This is a genomic window from Vibrio eleionomae (assembly GCF_009874545.1).
In the GTDB taxonomy this organism is placed as follows: Bacteria; Pseudomonadota; Gammaproteobacteria; order Enterobacterales; family Vibrionaceae; genus Vibrio; species Vibrio nitrifigilis.
Genome location: NZ_WEKT01000054.1, coordinates 17,050 through 35,374 on the forward strand (window position 1 = coordinate 17,050; position 18,325 = coordinate 35,374).

General features: G+C 41.9%; 13 protein-coding genes. 6 read left to right on the top strand and 7 right to left on the bottom strand.

What is annotated here, in order from left to right:
- Nucleotides 1-5: 5 nt before the first annotated feature.
- Complete coding sequence (locus tag F9817_RS19685; RefSeq protein ID WP_161157879.1) at nt 6-2,000, bottom strand: CocE/NonD family hydrolase; 1,995 nt, start codon at nt 1,998-2,000, stop codon at nt 6-8.
- A 109-nt stretch (nt 2,001-2,109) separates the two neighbouring features.
- On the opposite strand from F9817_RS19685, the gene F9817_RS19690 reads away from it, so the two are divergent.
- Entirely contained in the window at nt 2,110-3,024 is a 915-nt protein-coding gene (locus F9817_RS19690; RefSeq protein WP_161157880.1) for a LysR substrate-binding domain-containing protein, read from the top strand.
- A gap of 17 nt (nt 3,025-3,041) precedes the next feature.
- Here F9817_RS19690 and viaA read toward each other — a convergent pair whose 3' ends face one another.
- The gene (viaA, locus tag F9817_RS19695) at nt 3,042-4,487 is read right to left on the bottom strand and encodes an ATPase RavA stimulator ViaA (RefSeq protein ID WP_161157881.1); all 1,446 of its coding nucleotides are present in this window, start codon (nt 4,485-4,487) and stop codon (nt 3,042-3,044) included.
- A gap of 15 nt (nt 4,488-4,502) precedes the next feature.
- Nucleotides 4,503-6,146: an ATPase RavA domain-containing protein gene (locus F9817_RS19700; protein ID WP_161157882.1), complete on the bottom strand. Its 1,644-nt coding sequence runs from the start codon at nt 6,144-6,146 to the stop codon at nt 4,503-4,505.
- A 250-nt stretch (nt 6,147-6,396) separates the two neighbouring features.
- Between F9817_RS19700 and F9817_RS19705 the strand changes: the two genes are divergently transcribed.
- Together F9817_RS19705 and F9817_RS19710 are read left to right on the top strand one after the other, a co-directional pair.
- Nucleotides 6,397-6,915, top strand: a complete 519-nt coding sequence (locus F9817_RS19705) for an NUDIX hydrolase (RefSeq protein WP_161157883.1) — start codon at nt 6,397-6,399, stop codon at nt 6,913-6,915.
- Nucleotides 6,916-7,218: 303 nt separating this feature from the next.
- Nucleotides 7,219-7,935: a TetR/AcrR family transcriptional regulator gene (locus tag F9817_RS19710; RefSeq protein WP_161157884.1), complete on the top strand. Its 717-nt coding sequence runs from the start codon at nt 7,219-7,221 to the stop codon at nt 7,933-7,935.
- A gap of 134 nt (nt 7,936-8,069) precedes the next feature.
- Here F9817_RS19710 and F9817_RS19715 read toward each other — a convergent pair whose 3' ends face one another.
- Entirely contained in the window at nt 8,070-9,365 is a 1,296-nt protein-coding gene (locus F9817_RS19715) for a DEAD/DEAH box helicase (protein ID WP_161157885.1), read from the bottom strand.
- Between the two features lie 55 nt (nt 9,366-9,420).
- A complete protein-coding gene (locus tag F9817_RS19720; protein WP_161157886.1) occupies nt 9,421-10,005 on the bottom strand; it encodes an acyl carrier protein phosphodiesterase in 585 nt (194 codons plus the stop codon).
- Nucleotides 10,006-10,606: 601 nt separating this feature from the next.
- Here F9817_RS19720 and F9817_RS19725 point away from each other — a divergent pair.
- Complete coding sequence (locus F9817_RS19725) at nt 10,607-11,812, top strand: aromatic amino acid transport family protein (RefSeq protein ID WP_161157887.1); 1,206 nt, start codon at nt 10,607-10,609, stop codon at nt 11,810-11,812.
- A gap of 411 nt (nt 11,813-12,223) precedes the next feature.
- The gene (locus F9817_RS19730) at nt 12,224-13,213 is read left to right on the top strand and encodes a glycosyl transferase family 90 (protein ID WP_161157888.1); all 990 of its coding nucleotides are present in this window, start codon (nt 12,224-12,226) and stop codon (nt 13,211-13,213) included.
- 394 nt (nt 13,214-13,607) lie between these two features.
- Here F9817_RS19730 and F9817_RS19735 read toward each other — a convergent pair whose 3' ends face one another.
- Nucleotides 13,608-14,498 carry a ShlB/FhaC/HecB family hemolysin secretion/activation protein gene (locus F9817_RS19735; RefSeq protein WP_161157889.1) on the bottom strand — a complete coding sequence of 297 codons (891 nt, stop codon included), beginning with the start codon at nt 14,496-14,498 and terminating at the stop codon, nt 13,608-13,610.
- Nucleotides 14,499-14,866: 368 nt separating this feature from the next.
- Here F9817_RS19735 and F9817_RS19740 point away from each other — a divergent pair, with 368 nt between their 5' ends.
- Nucleotides 14,867-17,053 (top strand): TonB-dependent siderophore receptor, encoded by a 2,187-nt coding sequence (locus F9817_RS19740; protein ID WP_161157890.1) that lies wholly within the window; start codon nt 14,867-14,869, stop codon nt 17,051-17,053.
- Nucleotides 17,054-17,138: 85 nt separating this feature from the next.
- Here F9817_RS19740 and F9817_RS19745 read toward each other — a convergent pair whose 3' ends face one another.
- Complete coding sequence (locus F9817_RS19745; RefSeq protein ID WP_202436529.1) at nt 17,139-18,218, bottom strand: glycerophosphodiester phosphodiesterase; 1,080 nt, start codon at nt 18,216-18,218, stop codon at nt 17,139-17,141.
- Nucleotides 18,219-18,325: the final 107 nt, after the last annotated feature.

Genomic DNA, 18,325 nt, shown 5'->3' on the forward strand with positions numbered 1-18,325 from the left:
TTGAATCACACGCCCGTTCGTTCGATTTTTTCTTCAAACTCTTTTTCAAAAATCACTGTCTCGCCTTCCAAGGCTTGCCATTTCGCTGTGATATAGAAAAAGTCGTAATCACATGTCATGTGATAATGCGCCTTCAAACCAGTCCACCAGCCGTCACGCCCCATATCTAGCTCATAAAAGAGCTCCGATTCAGCGGTTAATGGATCCTCAGGATGGATGGTTTGATACTGCTTCATGCGCAGATCAATATCGGTATTACAAGAATTGAAATGTTGACGACCGAAATCATCAATCGTTTCTAAACAAATTTTTCCTGTCTTGTAATCGTGATGAACGATGCGCTGACTGTCATAGTCTCGCAAACTTTCACCGTCATAACTAACAGATTTATCATAAGCAGGGGGTTCTACTTCTGTTGTCCAAGAGTCACGAGTTGGAACTTCAATGACACTGGTTGCGGGATCAATCGTTACTGTTGGATGATCTTGCGATGGCCAAACAAGTGGCCAATAGGCTGTCGAAATAGAAATGCGTAATAGGTGACCTGCTGGAATTTTATAGGCGACGTAATTTATCGGCACCGTCACCTGATACGATTTACCGGCTTCAAGTCGCTCAAATCGAGAATGATTGTCGCGATGGTTTAGGTTCCAGGTACCAACACTGATACGAGTGGATGCACCATCAGGATGAACATCACACACTCGAACCGCCAATTGCGCCGTTGGCTTGTCACTTTGAATGGTAAGATTGGCCAGTACCTGACCCGCTAATGCTAGGTCCTCTTGCAAAGGCGCCGTATCAAAAGTGACGGAGCCTGCGTCATCAGCACGTTGGTCAGCAGGTTGCTCCATATCTTGACGAATGCCGACACACAAACGTCCGCCATTGAGCCCTGTAGAATGAGGAGAGCAAATTGACTGTTGCGGTGCGTGAGGATTTAATTCAGCCACCAAGCGACCATCATCAAGGAAGAAGGATTTTGTCACTGTTTGCGGTGATGGCCAGCACGGTTCACTGATCCATTGACCTGGGCGAACATCGTAGTCAGTCTGTGGACGTACACTGTCTTGCAGGTAGTAGGTCAACTGTGGCTCATCATCAATGCCATTTTCGATGCCTTTTAGCCAACGATCCCACCAACGTACTGATTCTTTGACATAATCCATTTTCGGATTTGGATAGGCAATATTGGGATACTTATGTGCCCATGGGCCGACAAGTCCTTTGCGCGGTACATCTAAGTGACGTAATAAGCTAAATACCGTATTACGGTAATTATCGGCCCAACCACTCATGGCATACACAGGTATTTTAATATCTGAGTAATCTTCACAGATAGATGCATGTTTCCAGTAGTCTTGACGTAACTGCTCTGTTAACCAAGGTTTAGCAAGAAACGGCATCGTGTTTAATCGATCTAACCACTGCTCTTTCCACTGCTCACCAACGAGAGCTTTATCGGGTGCACGACCTTGCGCATAGGCCCAGAAGAATGATGCCCAATCTAAATTGTCATTAAGCAAACACCCACCCATGAAATGAATATCATCGCGATAACGGTCATCCGTCGAACATTGAGTGATAATGGCTTTTAATTGTGGTGGGTTTAAAGCAGCAATTTGCAGTGAGTTGAAGCCCCCCCAAGAGATGCCCACCATACCGACATTACCGTCACACCATGGTTGATTCGCAATCCAAGCGATAACATCAGTGCCATCTTGCAGTTCCTGTGCGCTATATTCATCGACTAGATGACCTTCAGATTCACCACACCCACGTAAATCGACGCGAATACATGCATAGCCGTGAGCGGCCGTTTGCGGCATGGTGATCTCATCACGAACGACAGTACCATCGTTTTTGCGATAAGGAAGAAACTCTAGAATAGCTGGAACCGGTTGAGTATTCGCATTTTCAGGCATCCATGCACGGTATGCGAGCCGTGTTCCATCAGGAAGTGGAAGCATCGCGTGGTGGATTTCTTGAATTTTATGCATAGTTAACCGTCCAATCTTTTGAGAATGTAGTTTTTATATTAGAGGGGTGAATTTGTATGTAAAACGCCATTTTGTTAAGGTAGTCTGAACTAAAAGTTCAGGACAACCTATGCCGATTAATAACAAGACCATTCCATCCCTTAGTGGCCTTATCCTTTTTGAAGCATCGGCTCGTCTAGGCACATTTACAAATGCAGCCAATGAGTTATGCGTCACACCAACGGCTGTGGCAAAACAGATCAAACAATTAGAAGCTTTTTTAGACACTCAGCTGTTTTACCGAAAGAAAACCGGTTTAGAACTGACAACCGAGGGAAATGAATATTTAGTTCATGTTTCACAAGCGTTAAATACTCTGGCAGAAGCGAGTACATCGTTACAAAAACAAGGTCAACCAATCCCATTAAACCTAGAAATTGGGACCTGTTTTTCCCATTTCTGGCTTATTCCTCGTTTAGATGATTTTCGTTCCCGCTACCCAGAAGTCACCCTGAATATTTCGATCAATAATGAGCGAAATATTGCAGAAAATGCGATTGCTCCCTACGACGTAGCCTTTTATTACGCCCCTATCGATTCAGTTCAAAAAGAAAATTATTTACTTTTTGACGAACGAATGTTACTCGTGTGTAGCCCAGGTTTCTTGGAAAAGCGCCCAGATTGTCGCGATTTAACGACACTTTGGGATCAGCCTCTATTAGGCCTAAGAGATGCACCCGAATTTTGGGAGAATTGGCAATCGTGGGCGCAGCGCAGTGGTAAAACCTACCGCACGCCGACCAATATGATGGTAATGGAAGATCAAATTGCCGTTATCCAAGCAGCGCTTAACGACGCGGGTATTGCGCTTGCTTGGGATTGGCATATTGAACAACTATTGGAAAGCGAGCAGCTGATCGCCTTAACGCCACCACTTGAGTGTTACAACAATGCCTTCTTTCTATCTTGTTCAGATAATGCAAACAGGAAAAGTGCTCAGCGATTTATTCGCTGGGTAATGGAACAGTTAAAAGTATCGGGATAATTCACGATACTGCTCCCTTAGCGACGCTTAAATAGTCGTCCCATTAAGTTCGGGTGGTAGTGCCAGCAGTGATCAAACATCCCAACTAATTCTGGGTTGCCATATTTGGATAAACAAATGGCATGAAGGCGGTTATGTTTCTTTTTAAGTTCGGTGACCTGATGGGCAAGTTCTTCACTCTGCTTCGGAGCAATAAAGTCAGAAACGATCAATAGATCAGCATTACGATAACGCTTACCTTGCATTAGCTCTATCGCTTTAAAAATAACAGGTTCGAAATCGGTGCCACCATGGAAGGTATAACTGAGAAAATCGCTTGCTTCTCTTAACCCCTGCTTGTGTGTCAGCTCATACATAATATGCTCAGTTGAAAATAACATCACATAACAGTCTCGATCCTCTTCAAGCGCTATTTGCATTAACGCATAAGCCATTGCCTTGGCACATTGTTCGGGAAAACCACTCATGGAGCCAGAGGCATCGACACAAATAATAAAGGGCCCTTTCTCAATATCGGCTTGGCGGTGCTCGGGTCGGTGCGTTTTTACTTTACGTAACGTGCGCGTTTTACCACTGGTGCGGTAATTCATTAACCGCTTATCAGCAAAACGTTTATAGAACACAACTTCAAGTTCAGGATAAGCAAGAAATAATGTTTCGTTAGGTAGTAACTTATTGAGGTCATCATCTTCATGAACGCCAACAATATCGTCAACGGCCATATCCGACTTTTCTTCGACCATTTCAGGTTCTTCTGCGGGCGCTTTATTTAAACTAGGATCATCGACGTCACTCGCCATTCGGCCAAGCTTTTCAGCCATATCCAACAGCTTGGGATTTTTGCGCAAAAATTGCGCTTGTGACTTCATTGCTGAAACATCACTGCGGCTGAGCTTAGCACCAGCCATATCCCATAACCGCCCCAGTCCCTTAACATCACCTTGCTCGGTGACATTGTTCATATCGCGTAGGGTTTCCATACGCTGATACAGATCAGCGAGCAATTTTTCTTTGTTTTCTTCCAGCTCAAGAACTTGTGCTTGACGAATGGAATCGGATAGCGATTGATACCATTGGTCACAGAAAAAATGGGCAAATACTGGATTATTTTCCCCATGGTTACGCTCTACCAGTTTTTTTGCTTTTCGGTAATACACCGAATCCCTTTCTAACTGACGCATCAGCTCAGGCAGTTGCACAAAAAACTGACTTTCATCCCAATGAATCACTTCTTGGTAAAGCGCAATTTCCTGTTGAAAACGTTCTGTTTCACAGACTCGAGTGAGTCGTTCACGTGCGTTACTACGCCATTTTAGAAGATGCTTTTTCATCGAGGTTCCCACGCCCCGATGTTCCGCCATCATCATCACCTGCGAACGTCCCATGAGATCATTCACTGCGGCATCGATAATGCCAGAATCAGCAATCATCATGGCTAAGTTTAATCCATCAGCACCAAGCATCTATCTCACATCCACTTAACTAAAAAACTGTTCAAGTTGGTTAAGGCGCAATTGATATTTATCGTAACGCTCTTGAAGAGTTTCTAGAGACTCAACCAGCTGCTGAATATGAGCTTCTATCGACGTTGGGATGGTAGGATCCACAAAATTATGCGGCAACGCAGCATGAAACTGGCTACGAATTCGTCGTAGATCTTGCTCGGTGCTGTTAAGTAACACTTCCGCCTGAGCCACTTTATCAAGCCAAACATGGTAGGTAGTGACGTCTAACGCGTCATCTGTTGCCAACGCCGTCAGGACGGAACGATTCGCAATATCTTTTATGATTAAGCGCTCATCCGTATCCAATTCAAAATGTAACCGACATAACTTGGGATTTTGATTCACATAACCGTACACATCGCCATGCCCTTCTCGGAACAGTTTTTCCAAATCGGATTGCACAACATAAACCCAGCGACTATCGCCTTTTTCAGATTCCGAAACCGACAAATTACTCTGCAGCATCACCAATTTAATTAATGGTTGTGAACTGCCAACTTGATAATGTTTAGCACGACTGAAATCATAGTGATAAACCTGCTTTTTACGGATTCCCGATGCGGTTTCCAAAGACAAAACTATCGCAAGATTATCTTCCAACTCCTGTTGTACTGATTCTAATGTTTGGGTTACCGATGCAAAACTTTGAGCAACACGCTGTTGATCAAACGCCTCTTCCGTTGCAAATTTCTGCAACGTATTTTGCACAATTTCTCGAGAGTCTGGAGAACTCCACAAACAATGTTCTAACAGTAAAAGATCGAGCGGATTAATTTCATCTCGACCATTAAAATACGCACTGGCTTTTAGCAATTTAACGGCTTTTTTCCAGCGACGGTCCGACACATACAACTCAGCTAGACGCTCTTCTTGTGTTTCTAATGCCGTCTTCAAACGATAGAGTTTATCGAACACATCATCGCTAATGGCAAGGTTCTGTAATTCTTGTCGCCAAGTGAAATATTCGTCATCAGATATTGCAAGTTCTGCTGGAACTTGTGCTTCTTGAGTCGTACCGACTGTGAGCATCGATTTGAAGTTTTGCTTGTCCTGAATTCGATTAACAAACACCCGAACGAGCATACGATCATAGAGAGCATCTAACCCGCTATCTTCTTCCGGTAGTTCATTAGATGCTGAGATAAGAAGGCGCATCGGCACTTTTTCAACATCACTGCCATTTTTAAACGTTTTCTCATTCACCACGGTAAGTAATGTATTCAAGATGGCTGGCCCCGCTTTCCAAATCTCATCAAGAAAGACAACCTGAGCACTTGGTAAATAGCCATCCGTTAAACGCACATAGCGACCATTATCTTTCAGCTCTTGAATACTGAGTGGACCAAAAACTTCTTCTGGTGTAGAAAAACGCGTCATTAAGTACTCGAAATAACTGCTGTTTGAAAAAGCCTGAATCAGTCTTTTGGCGATCAAACTTTTCGCTATTCCGGGAGGGCCAAGCAAAAACACACTCTCGCCACTTAATGCTGCCAGTAAACATAGCTTGATTGTACTTTCACGCTCGTAAACACCTTCACACAAAGCTTTAGCTAGCTTGTTAATTCGTTCAGACAACAAGGCTTTACTGGCATGTGAAGCCTGCGTAGATGAGTTCATTTTGAGCTCCTTAGCTAGCGAAATTACTTTCTCTTAGTCATTGGTTGCGAGGATTTATACATTTTTTACCCACTTTAGGGTTAATTCGTCACCAAATGACCGTTTTCATAAATTATTTGTTATTAATATTGTTCGCAAATATCACAATAATAGCAACCTTAGATTAACCAAAACGCCAAATCTATCTGGGTTGAGCATACAATTTGCGCTATGGTAGATAAAATTTAGCGAAAATATTAAGCACATCACTATGAACAAACTCATTCATCAATGGAAAAAAACCATCGCTCTTACTGAACAAGATATAACATTACCCAACGGTAAGACCATCATTCATACGACGATTGAACACCCTGGCGCTGCAGTGATCATTCCCATTACTCAAGAGAAGCGTGTCATCATGGTCAATCAATATCGCCCTTCAGTAAAAGCATGGACGATTGAAGTACCAGCGGGAACGATGGAGCTTGGTGAAGATCCGCTAACGTGCGCACAGCGAGAATTGGAAGAAGAAACCGGCTACAGTGCTGACACTTTTCAATCTTTAGGGCAACTGATCCCAATGGCAGGTATGTGTAACGAAAAACAACACCTTTATATAGCGACGGGGCTTCACCTCACTCAACGCTTAGAATGCGATGACGATGAAATCATTGAGGTACAAACCTACTCTTTGCAAGAGCTTGAAACCATGATCGCGAACGGCGAAATCAGCGACTCAAAGACTGTCGCTTGTTTATACAGAGCCAAACTCGCTGGGTATCTGTAAAGCGTAAAGATTCGTAAAGTAAATCACACTTCAAATACACATATGATTTCATTACACCTGTCGGTATCATTCTATGCTATCGACGACAAATTCGAACAAAACCCAAGGATACCGTGGTGTAGCCGCTGTATCCCATCTGATAAGACATGTTTTCCCAATTTTGCGATATTAGGACGTTGGTAAACTGCCCTAATGCCATTTACGTACATAGGTAATCGTTTGCTTCCAAGAATTAAACACGTTTGATGCAAAGATCATTCACTATGTTTTCTTATCATTAATGAGTAATAGTTTAGTCCGACCATGACAGAAAAACGCCAAGGCCGCCGCAGCGCAGAAGACGCCGCAAAAACACGTTTTCATATCCTTTCAGTGGCAGCAGACCTATTTTGTGAAATGGGCTATGCCCGCGTATCACTACGGCAAATCAGCGATCAAGCTGGAGTTTCCCACAGCTTATTACGCCATCATTTCGGCAGCAAAGAAAAAATATGGCACGCAATAAGTGATGGATTAAATGCTTATATGAGTGAATATATGAAACACGTCATTGAGCAGATTTCAGATTCCGCACCTGCGAATATCATCATTTATGAGTTCACGCTTCGCTTACTTGCACACAGCTTAATGAATCGTCAACCTATCCAATTGATTGCTGATTCTGTTCGCCAAGACAATTCGCTATTTGACTATTACATAGGACGCACTGGCGAAATTGAAACTTTGATGGAAACGCTCGCTGATGACTATCATAAACAGTTTCCTTCTAAGCGCCTTAATATATGGGAAGTGAAATGGGAATTGATGATGTATGCCCATAGCGCCGCAAGTCTCACTCCATTTTTATGTGGCACATGGCCAGACGCTAAAAATCTTGATGAAATATTACTAAAACACTTGAACATGTTTAATCAATCATTGATAGAAAAGTACCACGTTGAACCGCAGTACATATTAAAGCCGACGTCAGTAGCCGAGCTTGTATACGAATCTCATAACGATTGGAAAGGGTTCTGTTAACAAATACAGTAAGGGAGCCTCATCTGCTCCCTTGAGATATAACGTTGAACGGACATAGCCATTGCTTTAGGATCGTCACAAACTGATTGATACAGCTTGCAATCCTACATCTTGGCTCATTTGGCTATCGGTAGTTAACGACGCTTACCGCGTCCTGAATGAATTTTTAGTTGGGCTTTGAGCTTTCTCTTCTCAGACGAACGACTTTTACGCCGTGAGTTCCCCTCTGAATCTATATCTGCTGCCAGCGAAGGTTCAAAACCCGCTAACCACTCTTGTGGTAAACGTTGATCCAGCAACCGCTCAATCGCTTGTAATATTGGTTCTTCATCACGACTCAATAGCGATACCGCTAGGCCTTGCTGACCTGCACGACCTGTGCGACCAATTCGGTGCACGTAGTCTTCCGCTTTAAATGGCATATCATAGTTGATGACTTGAGCTAACTGTTCAATATCCAATCCTCGGGCAGCAACATCCGTTGCAATCAATGCTCTAACTTTACCCTCTTTAAAGTCATTGAGCGCTTTTTGACGCGCCCCTTGGCTTTTATCACCATTGATAGATACCGCTTTGATACCATCGAGCTTTAACTCTTTTGCCAAAGCATCGCTACCCTGCTTGGTTCGAACAAACACCAGTACTTGCTGCCAGTTACGAGAACCTATCAAATACGCAAGTAATTCACGTTTGCGCTTTTTATCAACAGGATAAACCATTTGTTTCACAGTATCAGCCGTTGAATTACGTGGGGTGACCTGCACTTCTTCAGGGTCATTCAGTAAACGATAGGCCGTTGATTTTATTTTTGCCGTGAATGTTGCAGAAAAGAACAGTGTTTGACGCTGCTTAGGAACGCGTTTAAGCACTCTTTGGATATCAGGCATAAATCCCATATCCAGCATACGGTCGGCTTCATCTAATACAAGAGTTTGCACTTTAGCGAGTGTAAATGTTTTCACATGTGCATGATCGAGCAATCGACCAGGCGTCGCAATCAAGATATCCGCTCCATCCGCCAACTTGTTAACTTGCACTTTCATACTCGTTCCACCATAAACGGCGACTATCGTCAGATCTGTCTCGGCAGCGTATAACTGTAAGCTTTCTAATACTTGCTGGGCTAATTCGCGAGTCGGCACGAGTATAAGGCTGCGGATTGTTCCCTGCTTTTGTTGAGCATCGATTGGGTTTTGTAACAACTGCTGAATAAGCGGCACACCATAAGCAGCCGTTTTTCCTGTGCCCGTTTGAGCACCAGCCAACACATCTTTACCAGCGAGAACATGCGGTATTGCTTGTTGTTGGATAGGTGTCGGATTAACAATCCCTAGCGTTTCGAATCGACGAGCCAAAGTTGAATCGATAGCCAGATCAGTAAATGAAACATTTGCAGTGGGCGTATTATCAGACGAAGATTGATTAGACATAACGACGACCTATCACCTTAAAATTTAATCGTAAGCAAAAAGGAGCCGGATTGTATCAGACCTTGGCCGACTTCGCTGCTGCATTCAAAAGTTCAGGATAAAATTGCCGAAAGATGGCATGAAGTTCGTCATAATGGTTTTCTAGCGTCTCGTTGCAATGCGCTAATGGCTTGATCCGTTCTCTCCGCTGAGCAATACGTTGCAAAGCAAACTGCACATTATCTAATTCTTGATAAGAACTTAACCAGCCTCCAGACCACATTTTATGAGTCACATGAATAAAGGACGTTGGCAAATTATCTGGATATTCATTTTTGATCATTTGTTCAGCATGATTAATAAATGAATGTAACGATAATGCGTGATAGTGCTCCCATCCACTTGCTAAACAGTGATCCCAAAACATATCAAGAGCAATAGGAGCAAAACGCCGTAAATGCGCGGGAAAGAGTTGCTTTGCGTGTCGGCACAAATGATGTGAGTCGGTGTAGGCGTCAACCCTACGGTGTAGCTGTATCCCTAAGACGATGGATTCAGAATACTGATGCTGAACATTACCTTTAACAAAATCCCCAAGCAAATTTCCTAATAAGTTGCTTTGACAATGTTCAGCGATATGGAGGTGAGCAAGATAATTCATACTAAATAAAATACTAAAGCCAGCGACCCGCGCTGGCTTCTCTGTTATGACAGCTTAAACTGTCGCTTCTTTATCTTCAGCCTCTTGGTATTCGGTAAGTTCAAATCCGATTTCCATTGCATCAAGTAGCTCTAAACTGTCTTCTTGTGCTTTGATTACTTGGTCACTCATTGTCGACCTCCTTTTTATCATAATTACCTAGCTGCTCTGTATATGGTTCCAATAGGGAAAAAATCAAGAGCTTGCTGATAGTGCAACGATTGTAACGTCGTTGTGTCCTTTTTATCGCAGTTTTGTGTCAGTACTGTGACAGCCAACGCAGTCAGCACCCACATTATCACGACATGGAAGTATCTATTTATAACAAAACTGAGAGTTATGGTTTAGCACATTTAATACTGCATTGTCATTTAACGTTAATAAACACACCACGTGTACATTAAAATATACACAAACAACATCAATAACGTACAAATGAGTTGACTATAGTCATTTTCTCTTAGAAAATGGCAATGTTCAGGCGATATTTATTATACAAACGCCTCAATATCGAACAAAACACTCAAGCAAACAGAACAATTCGTAAAAAAAAGTTTACAATATGATTAAATCAAAGCTTTTAGGTAGTACTTTGATCATTGCAGGCACCACAATTGGTGCAGGAATGTTAGCTCTACCTCTTGCCTCTGCAGGAATCGGTTTTTCAACTTCATTACTTATTATGGTCGCTCTTTGGCTATTAATGTCTTTTACTGCGTTACTCATGGTCGAAGTACACCAATACGCAGATAGCAAAGCGACATTACATACTCTGGCTAAACACATTTTAGGTGACAAAGGTAAATGGGTAGCCGCATTTGCGATGCTATTCTTATTCTACTCACTCTGCTCTGCTTATATCGCTGGAGGGGGCTCTCAATTCACGCATCGTATTAAAGATTTTACCGACATTTCTTTGCCAACATCGATGGGAACGATTTTATTTACCGTCCTTGTTGCAGCCGTTGTGACTATCGGCACGAGTAGTGTCGACAGGGTTAACCGGATTTTATTTACGGGTAAGATTATCGCCATGCTTTTAGTGCTATTTTTTCTAGCACCTAACGTTACTGAGTCATACCTACTCAGTATGCCACTAAAGCAAGGATTAATTATTGCGGCTATTCCTGTGATTTTTACTTCTTTCGGTTTTCACGGCAGTATTCCAGCAATCGTTAATTACCTTGATGGTGATACAAAGGCACTGCGTAAAGCGATCATTATTGGCTCAGCGATTCCACTGATCATCTACGTATTCTGGCAGTTAGTAACACTTGGCGTCATCAGTCAAACGGAGTTAGTTCAAAATTCAGGTTTAACCGCTTTAATCGGTCATTTAGCAGTAAAAGTCCATCACTCCAATTTAAGTAAAATCATTGGAATATTTGCTGATCTTGCCCTTTTAACGTCCTTTTTAGGTGTGAGTTTAGGCTTATTTGAATTTTTGGGGGACACTCTACGTAAATCAACAGGCACAATAAACCGCCCTATTGCATCAGTCATCACATTTTTACCACCGCTAGTGTTTGCGCTTTTCTATCCGCAAGGGTTTATCATGGCACTGGGATATGCTGCCATTGCATTGGCTGTATTGGCTATATTCCTCCCGATATTCATGGTCGTAAAAGTGAGACAGCAGGCAAACTCTGGTACACGTTATCAAGTGAAAGGTGGTACTCCTGCATTGATCATTACGGGAGTGGTTGGGATTGCAATCATTTCAATCCAGATTCTCATTTCATTAGGTTTACTTCCAGCATTAGGATAGATTCTATTTCTTAGTAAAATCCGTCAGGCGAGCTATCAAGCTCGCCTTTTTTATTACATCAATAATTCCTTATATATCAAGGAATAAAGCCTAATTTTGTAAATTTAACACGACAAATTTTACTAACTGTTACAAATATCCTCCTATTAGTTTTCAATTTTGATATCCATATCACTTATCAGGCATAAAAATAGAACTAACCACTCAATTTCTTACTCTTAACGCCGCTAACAAATATAGAAACATCATTGGCACCGCAATCAATTTGTCATCTTCTTACGGTTTACTATCAGTGATGAATGACGAGACAACCACAATAAAAAATCAACGTTGCCAGTTTCTAGTTCGCATTCATATCAACAACAATGTTGGGTTATCTATTCAAAAATTTTTCAGCTAAAGGTGTTAGCTATGCGAAAATTTAACTATTACCTCAGCAGTGCGCTGTTTAGCCAACTACCAAGTAGTCTCGTTCGTCAAATCGTCTCTTTTCGTCTTGCAACAACAGCCAAAGAAGAACTCAGTGCTTTGCAAGACCGCGTCTCTTATTACAATAAAATAAGTAAGCCATATACACTTAATCAGCAAAATCACCAGATACAATCGTTTCGTAAACACTGCGGAAGTACTTACTACTTCGATATGCTTAAAGTCATTAAGGGATTTGAGCCAGAGCTGAAATTTAATTTTATTCATGGTGATGTCGTCGATGTGCCTAAAGAGCCCACTTTCGTTAAAAGTCGCCCTATCGCCGGTGATAATGATAACTCGGTGCTACTCAAACTAAATGAAATTAGACACTATCGTTTCGTCAATGACACCCTGTCATACAGGGAAAAGAGTGATATGGCCGTGTGGCGTGGCAGCGGTTTTAGAGCTAACCGCCGTAATCTATTAAAACGTTATTTCTCCCACCCCCGCTGTAATTTTGGCCGAACTGATCGTGAAGATGCAGACCAACTTCAGTATGTGCTGCCTAAAATGAGTATTGAAGAACAGCTAAAATATAAGTTTATATTGAGCTTAGAAGGCAAAGATGTCGCAACGAATCTAAAGTGGATCATGTCTTCGAACTCTTTGGTATTCACGCCTAAATTACGTTATGAAACATGGTTTATGGAAGGAAAACTCATTCCCGGAGTTCATTACGTTGAAATTAATGATGATTTTTCAGATTTGATAGAAAAAATGGACTACTACACTGCTCACCCAGAACAAGCCGAAGCCATTATCGCTAACGCGAATCAGTGGGTAGAACAATTTAAAGATCAGCGACGCGAACGATTAATTAGCTACCTAGTCGCAGATCAATACTTCAATCAATCGCAGGAACGACCATCTAAAGAAGAGACGAAACTTTCTGCATTACTAGGGTTATCCCCTATTTCCCGACGAGCATAAAAAGTCCCGCCGCAAATAAACAAGGCCTCACACATCCTATGAGGCCTTATACCCAAATGACCTCGAGATGCAGGATTCAGAGCTTCATCAACGAGCCTAGGTCAAGCTCAATCACGGCAGGAATGGCCATTCCCTTTCAANGTGATTGAGCGCAGAAATAGGTTTGTTGATGAGCTCCCAAAGGGCGAGTTGTATTCGCTCCTAGGCTGTGTTACTAATTTTCAACGTAGAATGACTATGTCCTCAAATCAGTGCCTTGCCTAAGAGCGAATACATTCTCGCTGAAACAGCATCTTGAGGTTACTTGGGTATATTATTAATAAGTTTAGGCAACTCCTCTCTCAACGACAGTCTTATTCCCTCCTTTCACCAGAACAAGTTATCGAAAAGTGAACTACAAGCTAAAGCTCAACCAATACATGAGTGTGTAATTATCAGAATAATAATGTTGTGGATGATCAACAGGAACACCTACCGATAAAACAGTAAAGTAATCTTTGTCGTACAACCCTAAGCGAACTGCCGCACCGACTACGGTTTCATTGGCTAAAGAGTATATTTTATTTTCACCCACCTGGCCCATATCAAGTGATAATGCAGCGCGAACAATATTACTTCTGGCCAATTTACCGACATCGAACGCCAAATTGTTCCGCCAGAAGTACCCTTCATTACTGGATGCATGAACAAACTCAAACCCACTAACCGTATAACTGTTATTAACACTCACGCCTTTCACTGGATTGATCTCATCAGAGCTCCAAATCGCATAAACATGGGTCGAATAATTGATGTCTGTCGACAGTGGATAATCGTAATTGAGCGTGACTTCTTCTTTATCTATTGGCGTTGAATAAAGGGCAGTGCGATCACTAATCACGGGATCATCAAACCATTGCGCCCCACGGCTCACCTTCGGTATAACCGTTAAGTAAGAATCAAATACTTTAGCACTATACTCAACCGAGACACTCAAATCGGCAGATGTTTTAGTGATGGTTTTGGTGCGATTTTCAACCCATTTTTGTGTCGTTACCGTTTGACCAACATATAAACTGACATCTCCAAGCGCAGGAAAACGCTGCATAACAGGTAATGTCGGGCCAATTTGAATGCGATTTGAGACGACGTCATGTTCTAAAAGCTGTAGTTCAGCTCCAAAGACTAAGTCAACGCACTGCTGAGAAACCAAAGAATGCGGATTTTCAACTGATTGTAACGTTTGAGAAGAGAGCAAAGACACATTCCAAAATGTTGGGCATTGTAGGTTGGCTGGATCCGCCATAGCAGCACGTGTTAGAAATAAGGTTCCCAACAAGAATACTGTTTTTGTTCTACATAAAAATGAGCCCACCAACACCGTCTTATCACTCCGTAAATTAGCAATGGCTGATTATTGATCATTTTTTAGACTGATTACTTTTAGCTTCAAATCCAACGTGATGTAAATCACACAAAACACCTAATTAGTATTAACTGTCATCACTTAGCGTTACTCGGTTATCTTTGCCGATAATTTGTCCATAAAACGATAAATCCCACCTTATTAATGAAAATCATTTGTATTTATATTTAATATATGAGAAAACCTGATTTGCATATTTCTGACATATTTCACACAAACCCCATAAATAAACATCAATTTGCATAATAATGAATAACTACGATCTTAAATTACCATTTGATAGCAGACGAATCATTTCACGATCTTTTGGGCTATCCCCTCTTTATTTGGCACTATTCGCCTCCTCTGCATTTGCAGCAAACACAGAGACATCACAGAACAATCGTTCTGAGAAATCGATTGATACTGTTGTTGTTCAAGGGCAGCAAACTAAAGGTCACTATACAGTGCCCACAAGTTCAGTCGCGACACGTAATAATGTCTCTGTTATGGATGTTCCCAAAGCGGTTACGACAGTCAGCTCTCAAGTTCTACAAGACCAAGGCAGTGATTCACTCATTCACGCCTTAACCAATGTGAGTGGTGTCACCCAAGCCAATAATATTGGTGGTAAAGAGGATGCCATTATTCGCCGTGGCTTTGGTTCAACACGTGATGGTTCTTTACTTACTGATGGGCTAAAAACGGCTCTACCGCACTCTTTTAACGTGACCACAGATAAGATCGAAGTGTTGAAAGGTCCATCCAGTACTTTGTATGGCGTGCTTGACCCTAGTGGTATGGTCAATGTGGTGACAAAGAAACCTCAAACTGAATTTGGCGCTAAAGTTTGGTCTAAATTGTCGGCAATGGGAGCTGGTCGTTACGGACAAACTTATGGTATGGATATTACCGACGGGATTAAGGATACCAACCTATCTTATCGTTTCATCGGTGAATATGAAGATAGCGACTATTGGCGTAATTTTGGCACTAATCGTAACTGGACTGTCGCACCATCACTGATGTGGAGCGATGAATCAACAGAATTAGTACTGTCTTACCTACATCAACATTATTTGATTCCCTATGATCGTGGCACCATCTACGATACCGATAATAATAAGTTTGTTGATGTGAGCCGCCGCACCCGCCTTGACGAACCCTTCTCTAAAATTGAAGGTGACTCAGACATGGCCAAAATTTCTTTAAACCAAGAATTAATCAATGGTTGGAATCTTGATGCACGCTATGCCTATTCACAAGATGATTTTAAAGCTGACCAAGTTCGAACCTTAGGTTATAACTCCGAAACTGGGGTTATTACTCGCCGAGCAGACACCCGTGGTTATTACAAGCGTAAGATTCATGCTGTACGCACAGATGTGACTGGTACCGTAGATACTTTCTCTAAACGCAGTGATGTCTTATTTGGATTGTCATACGATAATGAAAAAACTCGTCGCGCTAAATTGCAAAAAGGCAGTAAAAATACCAGCATGACAATTGATGATATTGAATACGGCAATATCGACCAAGTGGATTACGATTCCTCTAAAAACAAAGAGGAATATGAGACTATAAATACCGCATCAATTTATGCGCAAGACCAATTACATCTCAATGATGAATGGATTGTTGTTGGTGGTCTACGTTATCAATACTTTGATATTAAAGCAGGCCGAGGTGACACAGAAAACACCAAAACCGATGGAGACGCGCTACTACCAAACGCTGGTTTAGTATGGAAAGTAAGCCCGATGATCTCTTTGTATACTAACGTTGGTAAGACTTTCCGACCAAACAGTTCCATGACCAGCGCTTATGGTAACTTAGATCCAGAACAAGGCATTTCTTATGAGTTAGGCAGCAAGTTTGATGTCAATGAACGCTTTAATGCCACATTGGCTGCTTATTACGCGCGTAAGAAAAACGTGGCCTATTCAGAGACAGTTGATGGCGAAAAAGTTTACAAAACGGCTGGCCTAGTTAGAGCACAAGGTATCGAATTCGATATGACAGCGCAGGTTACTGACCGCCTACAAGCCATTGGTAGCTATGCGTTCACGGACACAAAAGTGCTTGAAGATCCGAGTTATGAAGGTAAAGCATTACCTAACGTAGCGAAGCATACCGCTTCTATCTTCTTATCTTACGATCAGGGCAACTTGTTCCAAGATAACGACAACCTACGTTACGGTGGCGGTGTACACGGCGCTAGTAAACGCGCTGGCGATAACGATAACTCATTCTACTTGCCTGAGTATGCGATTGCCGATCTATTTGCCGCGTATACATTTGAAACCAGTAACCCAATTAAGGTGCAGTTGAATTTGAATAACATCTTCGACAAAACCTATTACACGTCATCGATTGGTAATTCAGCGTATTCCGTTGCGGTGGGCCAACCATTTAATGCGATATTAAATGTTAGTATGGCATTCGGCGCAATGTAACCGAACTTTAACGATACAGAAAGGCCAGCTCACAGAGCTGGCCTTTCTTATTACTATCATCTAATGGTGACTTTCACTTATAACTCTAATAGCCCAAAGACGTCAGTTCAGCATCAATATCTACCGCTGGTTTATTTCGTAGAACTTGAGCGGCGAGCTCCGTCCGGTTGGTAAAGAATCCATCGACACCAGACTTAACATAGCGTTCGAAGTCTACTTTCTGATCAACAGTATAAGCATGTACCAACAAGCCTTTAGCGTGACTCATTTTTACCATCCACGGTTCAGCCAAATCCATGTAACTAAATTGACTAGAAAAACGTCCTTGGTGATGAGTTTGAACGGTTGATGGCCCAACACCAATCGCCCCATGTTCTTTGGCAAAATCTAACCATTTTTCGAATGCTTGTTTAGATGCAACTTTTACATGCGCGTAATAGTCAGCATAGGACTCATCCGCCGCTTTCTTTTGCCCGGGAGCAGCATCAATATACCCATCTCCTGTCCATAATAATAAAATTTTAGGCACATCCGGCATCACCTTTTGCAAGGCAACTAAACTGGGTTTCTCAAATGTTTGCAAAATGATTTTTCCGTCATGCTTCTTATCCAGCCAGTGCTCACGCTTAAGAAAATTAGCTAAATCTTTTTCTATACCCGGAAAAAGTTTAGGTACTTTCGTTTCTATATAGAGGCCTACAGGATGAGAGCATGCATGAGCAATATCGCTCACTTGCTTCAGAGTTACGATAGATAAACCTTTAAAGCTGGATCGTGCTCTTGTCGGATAACGGTGATTGAACCAACTACCCGCATCGAGTCGCTGTAACTCTTGCCAAGTAAAGTGGCTGACAGGCTCGTTTGCTCGTTTAGGGAACACCTTCTCAATGTTGGTGGTACGTTTGAGATTGTTATCATGCAGAGCGATTAGTTTACCATCTTTCGTGCGTTGCAAATCGAGCTCTAAATAATCAGCCCCAATTTCACAAGCGAGTTTATAAGCGGGTAACGTTGATTCAGGAGCGTCATATGAGTCTCCTCGGTGAGCAATGATCGCATGTTCAGGAATATCGAAAGCCCAAACAGTCGAAAGTGGTACAATAGTTAGAATAGTTAGAGCAAGAAATCTCCATAAATATTGAGGTTTTTTATCATTTATTAGCAAAACTATCTCCTTGTTTTATATGAATTATTACTGTAACAAATCATCACTATCAAATAAAATCAAAAAAACATAATCAAAAATTTGATGCAAGAAGTTTAATATTCGAT

What these genes read in the sequence shown, in the direction of transcription:
- F9817_RS19685 (WP_161157879.1), bottom strand. Translation starts at nt 2,000, where the DNA reads ATGCATAAAATTCAAGAAATCCACCACGCGATGCTTCCACTTCCTGAT.
- F9817_RS19690 (WP_161157880.1), top strand. Translation starts at nt 2,110, where the DNA reads ATGCCGATTAATAACAAGACCATTCCATCCCTTAGTGGCCTTATCCTT.
- viaA (WP_161157881.1), bottom strand. Translation starts at nt 4,487, where the DNA reads ATGCTTGGTGCTGATGGATTAAACTTAGCCATGATGATTGCTGATTCT.
- F9817_RS19700 (WP_161157882.1), bottom strand. Translation starts at nt 6,146, where the DNA reads ATGAACTCATCTACGCAGGCTTCACATGCCAGTAAAGCCTTGTTGTCT.
- F9817_RS19705 (WP_161157883.1), top strand. Translation starts at nt 6,397, where the DNA reads ATGAACAAACTCATTCATCAATGGAAAAAAACCATCGCTCTTACTGAA.
- F9817_RS19710 (WP_161157884.1), top strand. Translation starts at nt 7,219, where the DNA reads ATGACAGAAAAACGCCAAGGCCGCCGCAGCGCAGAAGACGCCGCAAAA.
- F9817_RS19715 (WP_161157885.1), bottom strand. Translation starts at nt 9,365, where the DNA reads ATGTCTAATCAATCTTCGTCTGATAATACGCCCACTGCAAATGTTTCA.
- F9817_RS19720 (WP_161157886.1), bottom strand. Translation starts at nt 10,005, where the DNA reads ATGAATTATCTTGCTCACCTCCATATCGCTGAACATTGTCAAAGCAAC.
- F9817_RS19725 (WP_161157887.1), top strand. Translation starts at nt 10,607, where the DNA reads ATGATTAAATCAAAGCTTTTAGGTAGTACTTTGATCATTGCAGGCACC.
- F9817_RS19730 (WP_161157888.1), top strand. Translation starts at nt 12,224, where the DNA reads ATGCGAAAATTTAACTATTACCTCAGCAGTGCGCTGTTTAGCCAACTA.
- F9817_RS19735 (WP_161157889.1), bottom strand. Translation starts at nt 14,498, where the DNA reads ATGGCGGATCCAGCCAACCTACAATGCCCAACATTTTGGAATGTGTCT.
- F9817_RS19740 (WP_161157890.1), top strand. Translation starts at nt 14,867, where the DNA reads ATGAATAACTACGATCTTAAATTACCATTTGATAGCAGACGAATCATT.